The organism is Streptococcus sp. Marseille-Q6488, from assembly GCF_946902925.1.
Taxonomy (GTDB): Bacteria; Bacillota; Bacilli; order Lactobacillales; family Streptococcaceae; genus Streptococcus.
This window is the reverse complement of record NZ_CAMPPZ010000018.1, coordinates 23,565-39,767: the sequence shown is the minus strand read 5'-3', so window position 1 is coordinate 39,767 and position 16,203 is coordinate 23,565. Positions and strand designations below refer to the sequence as shown.

The following is a 16,203-nucleotide window of genomic DNA, read 5'->3' as shown; positions in this document are numbered from 1 at the left end:
TAACATGAGGACTGAAACAGAAATGCTATCTCTTCTTATAAAGATAGCTAAAAACTTGAAAGTTAAAGCTGTCGCTCTATCTGGTTCACGAACTGATACAAAAGCACCAAAAGATGAATTTCAAGACTACGATGTGGTCTATGTCGTGGATGATTTTGATAATCTGACGAGTGACCTTTCTTGGTTGGACTATTTCGGAAAACGAATTATAGAGCAAGAGGTTGTTCTTGACCATCGTCGTCTTTATCTCATGCTCTTTGAAGATGGTAATCGTATTGATTTGACTCTCTGCCCCAAAGACCACATCCAAGAGTGGGTGGATAGTGAGGCAGGATTCACTGTTTTAGAAGATCCAGAACATTTATTTGAACCCTATTCTCAAAATCTAGAGCGTTACTGGACAAGCCCAGCTAGTGCGATAGATTTTGAAAAAGCCTGCAATGAATTTTGGTGGGTGTCAGCCTACGTGGTCAAAGGAATCTGTCGTAAGCAAGTCATCTACGCGACTGACCATCTCTACGGCATTTGTCAACAAGAATTCTTGAAAATTTTGGCTTGGCAGGTTGCAAGTGATAGGGGGAAAGTCGATATCGGCAAGAACTACAAGTATCTCTTCAACTATTTACCTGCTGAGCAAAAGAAGGAATTTTCAAATCTGCTTGATTTCTCAAGTTTAGATAAAATCACTCAGTCTTTGTTTGCTACGATGGAATTTTTCCACCGAGAGGCTCAGTACCTTGCTAAAAAGCTGGGATTTGACTATGATATGGAGGTAGCTGAGAAGATGATTGAGTATGCTAAGGAGAGACTCGAAACAAATGAAACATTTACAAAATAATAAGATAACAAAATTTTTACTGATTAGTTTTCTCATTTCTTGGGGATTTGGTTGGGGATTGCTCGCTTTTCTGACGCAAATGAGCCTCTTAAGTCTAACAAGTCCACTAGGAATTTTTCTCCATTTACTAGGAGGTTTCGGTCCAACCATTGCAGCCATTTCTTGTTTGCCTCAAAAATCCATTAAAAGCATAGTCTCTTTTATCTTAGGGGACTCAAAGAAATATATTTTGTTATTTCTTTTACTAATTTTCGTGCAGACAGGTGTCATTGCTTTCTCCTCTAAGGAGCTTAATCCGGCTTTTCCACTAGGAAATTTGTTAGTTGTTTTTTTGAGTGCAGTCTGTGTTTATGGTGGCGAAGAAGAATTGGGATGGCGAGGCATCTTGCAACCAACTTTGGAAACTAGATTCTCCTTTTGGATTTCCGGTTTGATAACAGGTTGTATTTGGGCAATATGGCATGTACCTTTATGGTTTGTGATTGGAAGTTCCCAAAGTGGGATGCCTTTTATATTATTCAGTCTATTTGCAATTTATCTCAGTATTCTTCTAGCAGCTGTTTTCAAAAAGACAAAGTCGGTCCTTTTTTGCGCCATTTTTCACGGTCTAATTAATACCTTACTTAGCTTATTTGTTATTAAAATTAATCTTTTATTCATTCTAGGATTAGTAGGATTGCTCTTCTTTTCTTACTACCTACAAAGAAACAGTTAAATTTATAAAATATAGATTTACTTTACAATAAAACACTAAAAAGAGAATTATTATGTCTAACATTCAAAATATGTCCCTGGAGGACATCATGGGAGAGCGCTTTGGTCGCTACTCCAAGTACATTATTCAAGATCGGGCTTTGCCAGACATTCGTGATGGTTTGAAGCCGGTTCAACGCCGCATTCTTTATTCGATGAATAAAGATGGAAATACTTTTGACAAGAGCTACCGTAAGTCAGCCAAGTCTGTTGGTAACATCATGGGGAATTTCCACCCACACGGTGATTCTTCTATCTATGATGCCATGGTTCGTATGTCACAGGACTGGAAGAATCGTGAGATTCTAGTCGAAATGCACGGTAACAACGGTTCTATGGACGGAGATCCGCCTGCGGCTATGCGTTATACTGAGGCGCGTTTGTCTGAGATTGCAGGCTATCTTCTTCAGGATATCGATAAAAAGACAGTTCCTTTTGCTTGGAATTTTGACGATACCGAGAAAGAACCTACTGTTTTGCCAGCAGCCTTTCCAAATCTCTTGGTAAATGGATCGACTGGTATTTCGGCTGGTTATGCCACAGATATTCCACCTCATAATTTAGCTGAGGTCATCGATGCGGCGGTTTACATGATTGACCACCCAACTGCAAAGATTGATAAACTCATGGAATTCTTGCCTGGACCAGACTTCCCGACTGGAGGGATTATCCAGGGTCGTGATGAAATCAAGAAGGCCTATGAAACTGGGAAAGGGCGCGTGGTTGTTCGTTCCAAGACTGAGATTGAAAAGTTAAAAGGTGGTAAGGAACAAATCGTTATCACTGAGATTCCTTATGAAATCAACAAGGCCAATCTAGTCAAGAAGATTGATGATGTTCGTGTCAATAATAAGGTGGCTGGAATTGCTGAGGTTCGTGATGAGTCTGACCGTGACGGTCTTCGAATCGCTATTGAGCTCAAAAAAGACGCTAATACTGAGCTCGTTCTTAACTATCTCTTCAAATACACCGACCTACAAATAAATTACAACTTTAACATGGTGGCGATTGACAATTTCACGCCTCGTCAGGTTGGGATCGTCCCAATCTTGTCTAGCTATATCGTCCACCGTCGTGAAGTGATTTTGGCGCGTTCCCGCTTTGACAAGGAAAAGGCTGAGAAACGTCTCCATATCGTCGAAGGTTTGATTCGCGTGATTTCGATTTTGGACGAAGTCATTGCACTTATCCGCGCTTCTGAGAATAAGGCGGACGCCAAGGAAAACCTTAAGGTCAGCTATGACTTTACAGAAGAGCAGGCTGAGGCCATCGTAACCTTGCAACTGTACCGTTTGACCAATACAGACGTAGTTGTCTTGCAGGAAGAAGAAGCAGAACTTCGTGAAAAGATTGCCATGCTGGCGGCGATTATCGGTGATGAACGGACCATGTACAATCTCATGAAGAAAGAACTTCGTGAGGTCAAGAAGAAATTTGCGACTCCACGTTTGAGTACTTTAGAAGACACAGCAAAAGCAATTGAGATTGATACAGCTAGTCTTATCGCTGAGGAAGATACCTATGTCAGCGTGACCAAGGCAGGTTATATCAAGCGTACCAGCCCACGTTCCTTTGCGGCATCCACTCTGGAAGAAATTGGCAAACGTGATGACGATCGTTTGATTTTTGTTCAATCTGCCAAGACAACTCAACATCTCTTGATGTTCACGACGCTTGGAAATGTCATTTATCGACCAATCCATGAATTGGCAGATATTCGTTGGAAGGACATCGGAGAGCATCTGAGCCAGACCATTACAAACTTTGAAACTAACGAAGAAATCCTTTATGTGGAAGTCGTGGATCAGTTTGATGATGCGACAACTTATTTTGCAGCTACTCGTCTCGGTCAAATCAAGCGTGTAGAACGCAAAGAATTCACTCCATGGCGGACCTACAAGTCTAAGTCTGTCAAGTATGCTAAGCTCAAAGACGATACAGACCAGATTGTAGCAGTGGCTCCGATTAAACTAGATGATGTTCTTTTGATTAGCCAAAATGGTTATGCCCTACGTTTCAATATCGAAGAGGTTCCGGTTGTCGGTGCCAAGGCTGCAGGGGTCAAGGCTATGAACTTGAAAGAAGATGATGTTCTCCAGTCTGCCTTTATCTGTAATACATCATCTTTCTACCTCTTGACTCAGCGTGGAAGTTTGAAACGTGTTTCTATTGACGAAATTCCGGCAACCAGCCGTGCCAAACGAGGACTACAAGTCTTGCGTGAGTTGAAAAACAAACCGCACCGTGTCTTCTTGGCTGGTGCAGTTGCAGAACAAGGCTTTGTTGGTGATCTCTTCAGTACGGAAGTGGACGGGAACGATCAAACTTTGCTTATCCAATCTAATAAAGGAACAATCTATGAAAGCCGATTGCAAGACTTGAACTTGTCAGAACGCACTAGCAATGGAAGCTTCATTTCTGACACGATTTCAGATGAAGAAGTTTTTGACGCTTATCTTAAAGAAGTATTTACTGAAGCTAAATAAGTGAAATGAAGAATCAGTTCTAAGAGCTGGTTCTTTTTATTGAAGAAATTTTCTGAAAATTACAAAATATACTTGCTATTTTAGAAAAAAAGTGTAGAATATAAGAAATAGGTTTTTAGAATAAGGAGTGGAATATGACAGTAACGATTGATTGGGAAAACCTTGGTTTCTCCTATATGAAATTACCTTATCGCTATATTGCTCATTTTAAAAATGGACAATGGAATCAAGGAGAGCTTACAGAGGATGCAACTTTGCATATTTCAGAGTCTTCTCCAAGTCTCCACTATGGACAACAAGCATTTGAAGGTTTGAAAGCTTATCGTACTAAAGATGGCAGTGTTCAACTGTTCCGTCCTGATGAAAATGCCAAACGCCTGCAACGGACATGTGACCGTCTCTTGATGCCACAAGTTCCGACAGACATGTTTGTAGAAGCTTGTAAAGCAGTTGTCCGTGCGAATGAAGAATACGTACCACCATACGGAACAGGTGGAACCCTCTATCTTCGCCCTCTTTTGATTGGTGTCGGAGATATTATCGGGGTAAAACCAGCAGAGGAGTATATTTTTATTATCTTTACTATGCCAGTTGGAAATTACTTTAAGGGTGGTTTGGTCCCAACCAACTTCTTGATTCAGGATGAATACGACCGTGCAGCTCCAAATGGTACAGGTGCGGCAAAGGTTGGTGGAAACTATGCTGCCAGTCTTTTGCCAGGGAAATTGGCTAAATCGCGCCATTTCTCAGATGTTATCTACCTAGACCCTTCAACTCATACAAAGATTGAAGAAGTCGGATCAGCTAACTTCTTTGGAATCACAGCTGATAATGAATTTGTAACGCCATTGAGTCCATCTATCTTGCCATCTATTACCAAGTATTCCTTGCTTTATTTGGCAGAACATCGTTTGGGATTAACTCCTATTGAGGGTGATGTTCCAATTGATAACCTTGACCGTTTTGTAGAGGCAGGTGCCTGTGGTACAGCAGCGGTTATTTCTCCAATTGGAGGTATTCAGCACGGTGATGATTTCCATGTATTCTATAGTGAAACAGAAGTAGGACCTGTGACTCGTAAGCTCTATGATGAATTGACAGGAATTCAGTTTGGTGATATTCCAGCGCCAGAAGGTTGGATTGTAAAAGTAGATTAAAAATATATTAAAGGAGATTTTTATGAAATCGAAAAAGTGGATTTTAACAACAGGACTTATCCTAAGCACAACAGCTCTTTTAGCAGCCTGTGGAAAAGCTGATAAAGAAGCAGATGCTCCGACAACATTTTCTTATGTTTATGCAGTGGATCCAGCATCCTTGGACTACAGCATAGCAACGCGTACATCCACAACAGATATTATCGGGAATGTCGTTGATGGTTTGATGGAAAATGATAAATATGGTAATGTTATTCCTTCCTTGGCTGAGGATTGGTCTGTCTCAAAAGATGGATTGACTTATACCTATAAACTTCGTAAGGGAGTGAAATGGTACACATCAGAAGGCGAAGAATACGCAGAAGTGACAGCCCATGACTTTGTGACAGGACTAAAACACGTCGCTGATGGTAAGTCAGACGGTGTCTCTCTCATCCAAAATTCAATCAAAGGCTTGGACGCCTATATGACTGGTGAAACCAATGATTTCTCTACAGTTGGTGTTAAAGCTTTGGATGACTACACAGTTGAGTATACATTGAATGCGCCAGAAAGTTTCTGGAATTCAAAAGTTACAACAGCGACGATGTTGCCTGTAAATGAAGAGTTTTTGAAGGCATCAGGAAAGAATTACGGAGAGGTTAGCCCAGCAGGGATTCTCTACAATGGTCCTTATTTCTTAAAAACATTGACTTCTAAATCTTTGATTGAATATGAAAAAAATCCAAATTACTGGGATAAAGAAAATGTTAAAATCGAGAAGATTAAATTGACCTACTACGATGGTTCAGATCAGGAGTCTTTGATCCGTAGCTTCTCCTCTGGTGCTTATACGACAGCCCGTCTCTTCCCAAGCAGCTCAAACTTTGCTTCAACTTTGGAACAATACGGAGATAAAATCACTTATAGCCCACAGGACTCAAGTAGTTATTACTTTACTTTTAACGTAAATCGTCAGTCATACAATAAAACTGCGAAAACAAGTGAGGAGCAAAAGACTTCTACAAAAGAAGCGATGCTCAATAAGGATTTCCGTCAGGCTATCAACTTTGCCTTTAATCGTCATTCTTATGCTGCCCAGCTAAACGGTGAAGATGGTGCGGACAAGATTATTCGTAACAGCCTTGTTCCAGATAACTTCGTACAAGCAGGTGGTAAGAACTTTGGTCAAATCGCTCAAGCAGAGTTGGTGAACTATGGTGACCAATGGAAAGGTGTTGAGCTAGTTGACGGTAAGGATTCTATCTACAACCCTGACAAGGCTAAAGCTGCTTTCGAAAAAGCTAAGAAAGACTTGGAATCTAAAGGGGTAACCTTCCCAATTCACTTGGATGTCCCGGTTGAACAAACAGATACTATCGCCGTTCAACAAAGCAACTCTTTCAAACAGTCTATTGAATCAACTCTTGGTGCTGAAAATGTTGTCATCGATGTACTTCAAATGACAGATAATGAAAAAGAAACTATTACATCACAAGCGCGTGTTCCTTCTCAAAAAGACTATGATTTGAACAGTACAGGATGGGCTCCAAGCTATCAAGATCCAGCGTCTTACTTGAATATTATGGATCCAAAATCTGGTTCTGCCATGAAACACCTTGGTATTACGAAAGGAAAAGATAAGGATGTTGTCGCTAAACTTGGTTTGGATCAATATAAGAAATTGTTAGAAGATGCTGTTTCTGAGACCACTGACCTAGAGAAGAGATATGAAAAATATGCCAAAGCTCAAGCTTGGTTGACAGATAGTTCATTATTGATGCCAACAGCTTCATCTGGCGGTTCTCCAGTTGTAAGTAACGTAGTACCATTCTCAAAACCATACTCACAAGTTGGTATTAAGGGGGATCCATATATCTTTAAAGGAATGAGATTGCAAAAAGATATTGTTACAACAAAAGAATATGACGAAGCTCTTAAAAAATGGCAAAAAGAAAAATTGGAATCCAATAGCAAATACCAAAAAGAACTAGAAAAGCACATTAAATAAGGAATGGTATTGCTCTTGAGAAAATTTAAAAAATACTGTCATTTTGAATATAGAGGAGTTTGATATGGAGTGGATTAAACTAATAGGAATAGCAATCATTGTTGTGGGTTTTATTTTAAAATTTGATACAATTGCAACAGTAGTCTTAGCTGGTTTGGTTACAGCTTTAGTTTCAGGTGTTTCTCTCGTTGAATTTTTGGAGATTTTGGGAAAAGAATTTAGCAATCAGCGAGTGCTCACGATTTTTATGGTTACCTTGCCTCTTGTGGGACTGTCAGAAACCTTTGGACTCAAGCAACGATCAATTGATTTGATTCGAAAGATTAAAGGTCTGACAGTTGGAAACTTCTATACAGTTTATTTCTTTATTCGAGAGTTAGCTGGTTTCTTTTCAATTCGTCTAGGAGGACACCCTCAGTTTGTCAGACCTTTGGTTCAACCTATGGGAGAAGCAGCAGCAGAGTCTCAATTAGGTAGAAAGTTAACAGAGGTTGAAGATGAGACAATAAAAGCGCGTGCGGCTGCGAATGAAAATTTTGGAAATTTCTTTGCTCAAAATACGTTTGTAGGTGCTGGGGGAGTCCTCTTGATAGGGGGAACATTAGATCAGTTAGGCTATGAAAGCAATTATGCAGGGATTGCTTCTGCATCTATTATTGTTGCTGTTATAACACTTATTGTAGTGGGGATTTATAATTATTTATTTGATAAAAAATTGACATCAGAAAAGACTAGGGGGGGAGAACAAAAATGACAGAGTTGGCAAAGCAACTATTAGAGTTGACCTATATTGTGATTGGTTGTCAATTTCTCCATACAGCCTATTGTAGTTATAAAGATAAAACAAACCCAGTCCGATTTGGAACATCTGCATTTTGGACTCTATTGGCTATTACGTTTATAGGTGGTTCCTATATGCCAAATATGAGTATTGGTATTATTGTAATCCTATTATCGCTGTTAACATTGTTTAAGCAAGTCCGTATCGGAACCTTGCCATCCTTAGATGAAATGAAAGCCAATATTGAATCTAACAGATTGAAAAATAAAATTTTTATTCCAGTTATGCTGATGGCAATACTTGCGTTGGTCTTAGCGCAAATGATTCCAGAATTTAGCAAGATTTCGATTAGCCTTGCCGCCTTGTTTGCTACAATTTCTGTTCTTGTGATTACCAATAGTCACCCTAAGAGTCTGTTATCAGAAAATAATCGAATGACTCAGCAAGTTTCAACAAGTGGGATTGTTCCCCAATTATTAGGGGCTTTGGGGGCTATTTTTACTGTAGCAGGTGTTGGTGATGTTATCTCTCATCTGATTAGCGGTATTGTTCCTTCAGATAGTCGCTTTATAGGAGTTTTGGCCTATGTTCTTGGAATGGTTCTATTCACAATGATTATGGGAAATGCTTTTGCAGCATTCACCGTTATTACAGCAGGTGTTGGAGTTCCCTTTGTATTTGCTCTGGGAGCTAATCCAATTGTGGCTGGTGCTCTTGCCATGACAGCAGGTTATTGTGGGACCTTATTGACCCCAATGGCTGCTAATTTTAACGCTCTACCAGCAGCACTGATGGATATGAAAGATCAGAATGGTGTTATAAAGGCTCAAGCAGGTGTTGCTCTAGTAATGATTGTTATTCACATATTCTTAATGTACTTTCTCGCATTTTAGTAAAGGAAAATAAAATGAAAATATTGGTTACAGGTTTTAATCCTTTTGGAGGTGAAAAGATTAATCCAGCTTTGGAGGCTGTAAAATTATTACCATCTGAGATTAATGGGGCCGAAGTTCGCTGGGTAGAAATTCCAACGGTTTTTTATAAGTCGTCAGAAGTTTTAGAGGCAGAAATATTACGATATCAACCAGATGCTGTACTTTGTATTGGACAAGCAGGCGGCAGGACAGGTTTAACACCTGAACGAGTGGCTATTAATCAAGATGATGCTCGCATACCTGATAACGAAGGCAATCAACCAATTGATACACCGATTCGTATTGATGGAGCATCGGCCTATTTTAGTAGTTTACCTATCAAAGCGATGGTACAAGCTATTAAAAAACAGGGACTTCCAGCAGTTGTGTCCAATAGTGCAGGAACCTTTGTTTGCAATCATTTGATGTACCAAGCTCTTTATTTAGTGGATAAAAAATTCCCTAATATGAGAGCAGGTTTCATGCATATTCCATATATGATGGAACAAGTAGTAAATAAGCCGAATACTGCAGGAATGAGTCTATGTGATATTGTAAGAGGCATAGAGGTAGCTATTGAAGCTATTGTAGACTACAAAGATAAGGATTTGCAGTTAGTAGGTGGTGAGACTCACTGATAACCTAAAAAGGATAGTCAATTATGCTTGTTTACTAACTATTAGCTATACTAAATCGATTGATGTTGTTTACATAAAACTCTATGTCAGACAAGCCTGATATAGAGTTTTTTCTTGCTAGTTTTAGGATTTTCTTGTAAAATAGAAAAAGTGAAGAGAGGTATGAAATGAGCAAGAAAGATAAAAAAATCGAAATTCAAGTAGCAGATGCCAAAGTTAATGTAGGAAAAGACAGTTTTGAAGGCTATACCTTGACCATTGGTAAAAAAGTTATCGGAGAAATTGCCGAATTAGATGGACAATTGGCCATCATAAAGAATGGGAATGTCGATAGTTTTTATAAAAAATTGGAAAAAGCTGTGGAAATTTTGATTGAAAATTATAATTTAGCAAAATAAGTCTTGTTTTTTTGAAATTTTCATGATATAATAGTCCATGTTGATTGTAGGAGAGATAGCGAAGAGGCTAAACGCGGCGGACTGTAAATCCGCTCCTTCGGGTTCGGGGGTTCGAATCCCTCTCTCTCCATTTCATCAATGGGGTATAGCCAAGCGGTAAGGCAAGGGACTTTGACTCCCTCATGCGTTGGTTCGAATCCAGCTACCCCAGTTCTTAGGTAATAATCAAGATAAAAAGCAAAATATCTTAGGGTATTTTATTTTTATAATTGAAAGACGTGAATGATATGAACATGTCCTTGCGGGTGCTTAGGAAAAAAATTATAAGTATGTCAAGTTTAAGAAAAACTTGATTGTTGGAGGATTTTTTAGATGAACGAATTTGAAGATTTGCTAAATAGCGTTAGCCAAGTTGAGACTGGTGATGTTGTTAGTGCTGAAGTATTGACAGTTGATGCGACTCAAGCTAACGTTGCAATCTCTGGAACTGGTGTTGAAGGTGTCTTGACTCTTCGCGAATTGACAAACGATCGCGATGCAGATATCAATGACTTTGTTAAAGTAGGAGAAGTATTGGATGTTCTTGTACTTCGTCAAGTAGTTGGTAAAGATACTGATACAGTTACATACCTTGTATCTAAAAAACGCCTTGAAGCTCGCAAAGCATGGGACAAACTTGTTGGTCGCGAAGAAGAAGTTGTTACTGTTAAAGGAACTCGTGCCGTTAAAGGTGGACTTTCAGTAGAATTTGAAGGTGTTCGTGGATTTATCCCAGCTTCAATGTTGGATACTCGTTTCGTACGTAACACTGAGCGTTTTGTAGGTCAAGAATTTGATGCTAAAATCAAAGAAGTTGACGCTAAAGAAAACCGCTTCATCCTTTCACGTCGTGAAGTTGTTGAAGCAGCTACAGCAGCAGCTCGCGCTGAAGTATTCGGTAAATTGGCTGTTGGTGATGTTGTAACTGGTAAAGTTGCGCGTATCACAAGCTTCGGTGCCTTCATCGACCTTGGTGGTGTTGACGGATTGGTTCACTTGACTGAATTGTCACACGAACGTAACGTATCACCAAAATCAGTTGTAACTGTTGGTGAAGAAATTGAAGTTAAAATCCTTGATCTTAACGAAGAAGAAGGGCGTGTATCACTTTCACTTAAAGCAACAACACCTGGACCATGGGATGGCGTTGAGCAAAAATTGGCTAAAGGTGATGTAGTAGAAGGAACAGTTAAACGTTTGACTGACTTCGGTGCATTTGTTGAAGTATTGCCAGGTATCGATGGACTTGTTCACGTATCACAAATTTCACACAAACGTATTGAAAATCCCAAAGAAGCTCTTAAAGTTGGTCAAGAAGTTCAAGTTAAAGTTCTTGAAGTTAACGCAGATGCAGAGCGCGTATCACTTTCTATCAAAGCTCTTGAAGAGCGTCCATCTCAAGAAGAAGGACAAAAAGAAGAAAAACGTGCTGCTCGTCCACGTCGTCCAAAACGTCAAGAAAAACGTGATTTCGAACTTCCAGAAACACAAACAGGATTCTCAATGGCTGATTTGTTTGGTGATATCGAACTTTAATCAAATTGAAAATTCACAAAATCCTTTGTTTACTAAACAAGGGATTTTTCTTTTGTCTCTGCTCCTTTTTTGATATAATAGTTCTATGTTAAAATCAGAAAAACAATCACGTTATCAAATGTTAAATGAAGAATTGTCCTTCCTATTGGAAGGCGAGACCAATGTTTTGGCTAATCTTTCCAACGCCAGTGCTCTCATAAAATCACGTTTTCCTAATACTGTATTTGCAGGTTTTTATTTGTTCGATGGAAAGGAATTGGTTTTAGGTCCCTTCCAAGGAGGTGTTTCCTGTATCCGTATTGCACTGGGAAAAGGTGTTTGTGGGGAGGCAGCTCATTTTCAGGAAACAGTCCTGGTTGGTGATGTAAGTACCTATCCAAACTATATTTCTTGTGACAGTCTAGCTAAAAGTGAAATTGTGATGCCGATGATGAAGAATGGTCAGTTACTTGGAGTTCTGGATCTGGATTCTTCAGAGATTGAGGATTACGATGCTATGGATCGAGATTATTTGGAACAATTTGTCGCTATTTTGCTTGAAAAGACGGAATGGGACTTTACAATGTTTGGGGAAAAATCTTAATGTATCAAGCACTTTATCGAAAATATAGAAGTCAAAACTTCTCCCAGTTGGTTGGTCAAGAAGTTGTGGCTAAGACTCTTAAACAAGCAGTAGAACAAGAGAAAATAAGTCATGCCTATCTTTTTTCTGGTCCACGTGGAACAGGAAAAACCAGTGTAGCTAAGATTTTTGCCAAAGCTATGAACTGTCCCAATCAAGTGGGTGGCGAACCTTGCAATAACTGCTATATTTGTCAGGCAGTGACGGACGGTAGTTTAGAAGATGTCATTGAAATGGATGCAGCCTCTAATAATGGGGTGGATGAAATCCGTGAAATTCGTGATAAATCTACCTATGCCCCTAGTCTTGCTCGTTATAAGGTTTATATCATAGACGAGGTTCACATGCTGTCTACAGGGGCTTTTAATGCTCTCCTAAAGACGCTGGAAGAGCCAACACAGAATGTAGTCTTTATTTTGGCCACTACTGAATTGCACAAGATTCCTGCGACTATTCTATCCCGTGTGCAACGTTTTGAATTTAAATCAATTAAGACACAGGATATTAAGGAACATATCCACTATATCTTAGAAAAAGAAAATATTAGTTCTGAACCAGAGGCTGTGGAAATCATTGCCAGACAGGCGGAAGGTGGAATGCGGGATGCCTTGTCTATTTTGGATCAAGCTCTGAGTTTGACACAGGGAAATGAATTGACGACTGCCATCTCTGAAGAAATTACTGGCACCATTAGCCTATCAGCCTTGGATGATTATGTGGCTGCCTTGTCTCAACAGGATGTTACCAAGGCCTTGTCTTGCTTAAATCTTCTTTTTGATAATGGTAAGAGCATGACTCGTTTTGTGACCGACCTTTTGCACTATTTAAGAGACTTGTTAATTGTTCAAACAGGGGGAGAAAACACTCATCATAGTCCAGTCTTTGTAGAAAATTTGGCACTTCCTCAGGAAAATCTGTTTGAAATGATTCGCTTAGCGACAGTGAGTTTAGCAGATATTAAGTCTAGTTTGCAGCCCAAGATTTATGCTGAAATGATGACCATTCGTTTAGCGGAAATTAAGCCTGAACCAGCTCTTTCAGGGGCGGTTGAACATGAAATTGCTACGCTGAGACAAGAAGTGATACGTCTCAAACAAGAACTCGCCAATGTGGGAACTGTACCCAAGCCAACGAGTTCAGCTCCTAGTCGCCCAGCAACAGGCAAGACAGTCTATCGTGTGGATCGCAATAAAGTTCAATCTATCTTACAAGAGGCCGTTGAAAATCCTGATTTAGCACGTCAAAACCTGATTCGTTTGCAGAATGCCTGGGGAGAGGTGATTGAAAGTCTAGGAGGCCCTGATAAGGCTCTGCTAGTTGGTTCTCAACCGGTTGCAGCCAATGAACACCATGCCATTCTTGCTTTTGAATCTAACTTCAATGCTGGTCAAACCATGAAACGAGACAATCTCAACACCATGTTTGGTAACATCCTTAGTCAGGCAGCAGGTTTTTCACCTGAGATTTTAGCCATTTCCATGGAGGAATGGAAAGAAGTTCGCGCAGCCTTTTCAGCCAAAGCCAAATCTTCTCAAACTGAAAAAGAAGCAGAAGAAAGCCTGATTCCAGAAGGATTTGAATTTTTGGCTGATAAAGTGAAGGTAGAGGAAGACTAAAGAAAGATTTCATGATACAATAAGTTTATGAATAAACAACAATTTATTATTATGGCGCTGTTTACAGCTGCTGAGACCTATTTTTTCAACGAAGCCTGGATGACTGGCCGCTATATTATGGCAGCCTTTTGGGCAATTTTACTCTTCAGAAATTTTCGCGTCAGTTATGTGATGGGCAAAATCGTTGATGTCATCGATCAGCATTTTAATAGGAAAGACTAGCCCTCAGCTTCCAGACAAAATCAAAGCCTTTTAGGCTTTTTTTTGTTATACTAGAAAAGTATATTTATAGACCTTTTACTCTATTTCTGGGGAAATCAGACGTTTTTCTAGTAAGTACTGTAAAAGTCTTGAAAAAGAAAGGAACTATCATGTCAGTATTAGAGATCAAAGATCTTCACGTTGAGATTGAAGGAAAAGAAATTTTAAAAGGGGTTAACCTGACCCTGAAAACAGGAGAAATCGCCGCTATCATGGGACCAAATGGTACTGGTAAATCGACTCTTTCTGCCGCTATCATGGGAAATCCAAACTATGAAGTGACCAAAGGTGAGGTCTTGTTTGATGGCGTAAACATCCTTGAGTTGGAAGTTGACGAGCGTGCGCGTATGGGACTTTTCCTTGCTATGCAATACCCATCAGAAATTCCTGGTATTACTAACGCTGAGTTTCTTCGTGCAGCTATGAATGCTGGTAAAGAAGATGATGAAAAGATTTCAGTTCGCGAGTTTATCACTAAGCTAGATGAAAAAATGGAATTGCTCAACATGAAAGAAGAAATGGCAGAGCGTTACCTCAACGAAGGTTTCTCTGGTGGTGAGAAAAAACGTAATGAAATTCTTCAACTTTTGATGTTGGAGCCAACATTTGCCCTTTTGGATGAGATTGACTCTGGTCTTGATATTGATGCTCTTAAAGTTGTTTCTAAAGGTGTGAATGCTATGCGTGGTGAAGGCTTTGGTGCTATGATTATCACTCACTACCAACGTCTTTTGAACTACATCACACCAGACGTGGTACACGTCATGATGGAAGGTCGTGTTGTCCTTTCTGGTGGTCCAGAATTGGCTGCGCGTTTGGAACGTGAAGGATACGCAAAACTAGCTGAAGAACTTGGCTATGACTACAAGGAAGAATTGTAATTCCCTCGTATCTTTTAGGAGAAGTAAATGACTAAAGAAAATATTAAACTTTTTTCAGAAATGCACGCTGAACCAAGCTGGTTGGCTGACCTCCGTCAAAAAGCTTTTGATAAAATCGAGAGTTTGGAATTACCAGTCATTGAGCGTGTCAAATTCCACCGTTGGAATCTGGGAGATGGAACGATTACAGAAAGTGAGCCATCAGCAAATGTTCCAGATTTCACTGCACTAGATAACCACTTGAAGTTGGTGCAAGTAGGAACTCAAACTGTTTTTGAGCAAACTCCAGTTGAGTTGGCTGAACAGGGTGTTGTCTTTACAGACTTCCATTCAGCTTTAGAAGAAATTCCAGAGCTGATCGAAGAATTCTTCATGTCATCTGTTAAGTATGACGATGATAAGTTGGCGGCCTACCACACAGCTTACTTTAACAGTGGAGCTGTTCTCTATATTCCTGATAACGTGGAAATTGCTGAACCAATCGAAGGGATTTTCTATCAAGACAGCGATAGCGATGTGCCGTTTAACAAGCATATTATGATTATCGCTGGTAAAAATTCTAAGATTAGTTATCTGGAACGTTTAGAGTCACGCGGTGAAGGAAGTGCCAAAGCAACTGCTAATATCACAGTAGAAGTGATTGCACGTTCTGGAGCTCAAGTGAAGTTTGCTGCGATCGACCGTCTAGGTGAAAACGTCACTGCTTACATTAGCCGTCGTGGTAAATTAGGTAACGATGCAAGCATTGACTGGGCAATCGGTGTCATGAACGAAGGGAACGTCGTTGCTGACTTTGATAGTGACTTAATTGGTAACGGTAGCCATGCAGACCTTAAGGTCGTAGCTCTTTCAAGTGGCCGTCAGGTACAAGGTATTGATACTCGAGTGACTAACTATGGTTGCAACTCAATCGGAAATATCCTACAACATGGAGTTATTCTTGAAAAAGCAACCTTAACCTTCAATGGTATTGGCCACATTATCAAGGGTGCCAAGGGAGCAGATGCCCAACAAGAAAGTCGTGTTCTCATGCTTTCAGACCAAGCGCGTTCAGATGCTAACCCAATTCTTTTGATTGATGAAAATGACGTAACTGCAGGACACGCGGCTTCTATCGGTCAGGTAGACCCAGAAGATATGTACTACCTCATGAGTCGTGGTTTGGACAAGGCAACTGCAGAACGCTTGGTTGTCCGTGGTTTCCTTGGATCCGTTATCGTTGAGATTCCAGTCAAGGAAGTTCGTGATGAAATGATTGCAACTATCGAAGAAAAATTGTCAAAACGCTAAGGG

Annotated in this window: 15 protein-coding genes and 2 tRNA genes; all 17 read left to right on the top strand. The window is 39.9% G+C overall.

What is annotated here, in order from left to right; genetic code table 11:
• The first annotated feature begins 4 nt into the window (after window positions 1–4).
• The 17 genes from OVN23_RS08620 (at window position 5) to sufD (ending at window position 16,200) form a co-directional block, all read left to right on the top strand.
• Window positions 5–838, top strand: a complete 834-nt coding sequence (locus OVN23_RS08620) for an aminoglycoside 6-adenylyltransferase (RefSeq protein ID WP_267240976.1) — start codon at window positions 5–7, stop codon at window positions 836–838.
• A complete protein-coding gene (locus OVN23_RS08615; protein WP_033677411.1) occupies window positions 819–1,553 on the top strand; it encodes a CPBP family intramembrane glutamic endopeptidase in 735 nt (244 codons plus the stop codon). The genes OVN23_RS08620 and OVN23_RS08615 overlap by 20 nt, the downstream gene beginning before the upstream one ends.
• A 52-nt stretch (window positions 1,554–1,605) precedes the next feature.
• The gene (parC, locus tag OVN23_RS08610; protein WP_267240975.1) at window positions 1,606–4,077 is read left to right on the top strand and encodes a DNA topoisomerase IV subunit A; all 2,472 of its coding nucleotides are present in this window, start codon (window positions 1,606–1,608) and stop codon (window positions 4,075–4,077) included.
• Window positions 4,078–4,211: 134 nt separating this feature from the next.
• On the top strand, window positions 4,212–5,234 hold the full coding sequence (locus OVN23_RS08605) for a branched-chain amino acid aminotransferase (protein ID WP_000219004.1): 1,023 nt from the start codon (window positions 4,212–4,214) through the stop codon (window positions 5,232–5,234).
• Window positions 5,235–5,256: 22 nt separating this feature from the next.
• Window positions 5,257–7,224 (top strand): peptide ABC transporter substrate-binding protein, encoded by a 1,968-nt coding sequence (locus OVN23_RS08600; protein ID WP_000837384.1) that lies wholly within the window; start codon window positions 5,257–5,259, stop codon window positions 7,222–7,224.
• A 64-nt stretch (window positions 7,225–7,288) separates the two neighbouring features.
• Window positions 7,289–7,978 (top strand): DUF969 domain-containing protein, encoded by a 690-nt coding sequence (locus OVN23_RS08595; RefSeq protein WP_000454773.1) that lies wholly within the window; start codon window positions 7,289–7,291, stop codon window positions 7,976–7,978.
• Entirely contained in the window at window positions 7,975–8,898 is a 924-nt protein-coding gene (locus OVN23_RS08590; RefSeq protein ID WP_000137263.1) for a DUF979 domain-containing protein, read from the top strand. The genes OVN23_RS08595 and OVN23_RS08590 overlap by 4 nt, the downstream gene beginning before the upstream one ends.
• 14 nt (window positions 8,899–8,912) lie before the next feature.
• Complete coding sequence (gene pcp, locus OVN23_RS08585) at window positions 8,913–9,557, top strand: pyroglutamyl-peptidase I (RefSeq protein ID WP_000699369.1); 645 nt, start codon at window positions 8,913–8,915, stop codon at window positions 9,555–9,557.
• Window positions 9,558–9,724: 167 nt separating this feature from the next.
• Entirely contained in the window at window positions 9,725–9,955 is a 231-nt protein-coding gene (locus OVN23_RS08580) for a DUF2969 domain-containing protein (protein ID WP_000037115.1), read from the top strand.
• Between the two features lie 49 nt (window positions 9,956–10,004).
• A tRNA-Tyr gene (locus tag OVN23_RS08575) sits at window positions 10,005–10,085 on the top strand.
• Window positions 10,086–10,094: 9 nt separating this feature from the next.
• Window positions 10,095–10,166, top strand: a tRNA-Gln gene (locus OVN23_RS08570).
• A 161-nt stretch (window positions 10,167–10,327) separates the two neighbouring features.
• Window positions 10,328–11,530 carry a 30S ribosomal protein S1 gene (gene rpsA / locus OVN23_RS08565; RefSeq protein ID WP_001001633.1) on the top strand — a complete coding sequence of 401 codons (1,203 nt, stop codon included), beginning with the start codon at window positions 10,328–10,330 and terminating at the stop codon, window positions 11,528–11,530.
• A gap of 85 nt (window positions 11,531–11,615) precedes the next feature.
• A complete protein-coding gene (locus OVN23_RS08560) occupies window positions 11,616–12,113 on the top strand; it encodes a GAF domain-containing protein (protein WP_000920161.1) in 498 nt (165 codons plus the stop codon).
• On the top strand, window positions 12,113–13,768 hold the full coding sequence (gene dnaX / locus OVN23_RS08555) for a DNA polymerase III subunit gamma/tau (protein WP_000283774.1): 1,656 nt from the start codon (window positions 12,113–12,115) through the stop codon (window positions 13,766–13,768). Before OVN23_RS08560 ends, dnaX begins: the two co-directional genes overlap by 1 nt.
• A 27-nt stretch (window positions 13,769–13,795) precedes the next feature.
• Window positions 13,796–13,990: a DUF3272 domain-containing protein gene (locus OVN23_RS08550; protein ID WP_001041547.1), complete on the top strand. Its 195-nt coding sequence runs from the start codon at window positions 13,796–13,798 to the stop codon at window positions 13,988–13,990.
• Window positions 13,991–14,139: 149 nt separating this feature from the next.
• Window positions 14,140–14,910, top strand: coding sequence for a Fe-S cluster assembly ATPase SufC (gene sufC / locus OVN23_RS08545; RefSeq protein ID WP_000114489.1), 771 nt, complete (start codon window positions 14,140–14,142; stop codon window positions 14,908–14,910).
• Between the two features lie 27 nt (window positions 14,911–14,937).
• Window positions 14,938–16,200, top strand: a complete 1,263-nt coding sequence (gene sufD / locus OVN23_RS08540) for a Fe-S cluster assembly protein SufD (RefSeq protein WP_000159658.1) — start codon at window positions 14,938–14,940, stop codon at window positions 16,198–16,200.
• The last annotated feature ends 3 nt before the right edge of the window (window positions 16,201–16,203 follow it).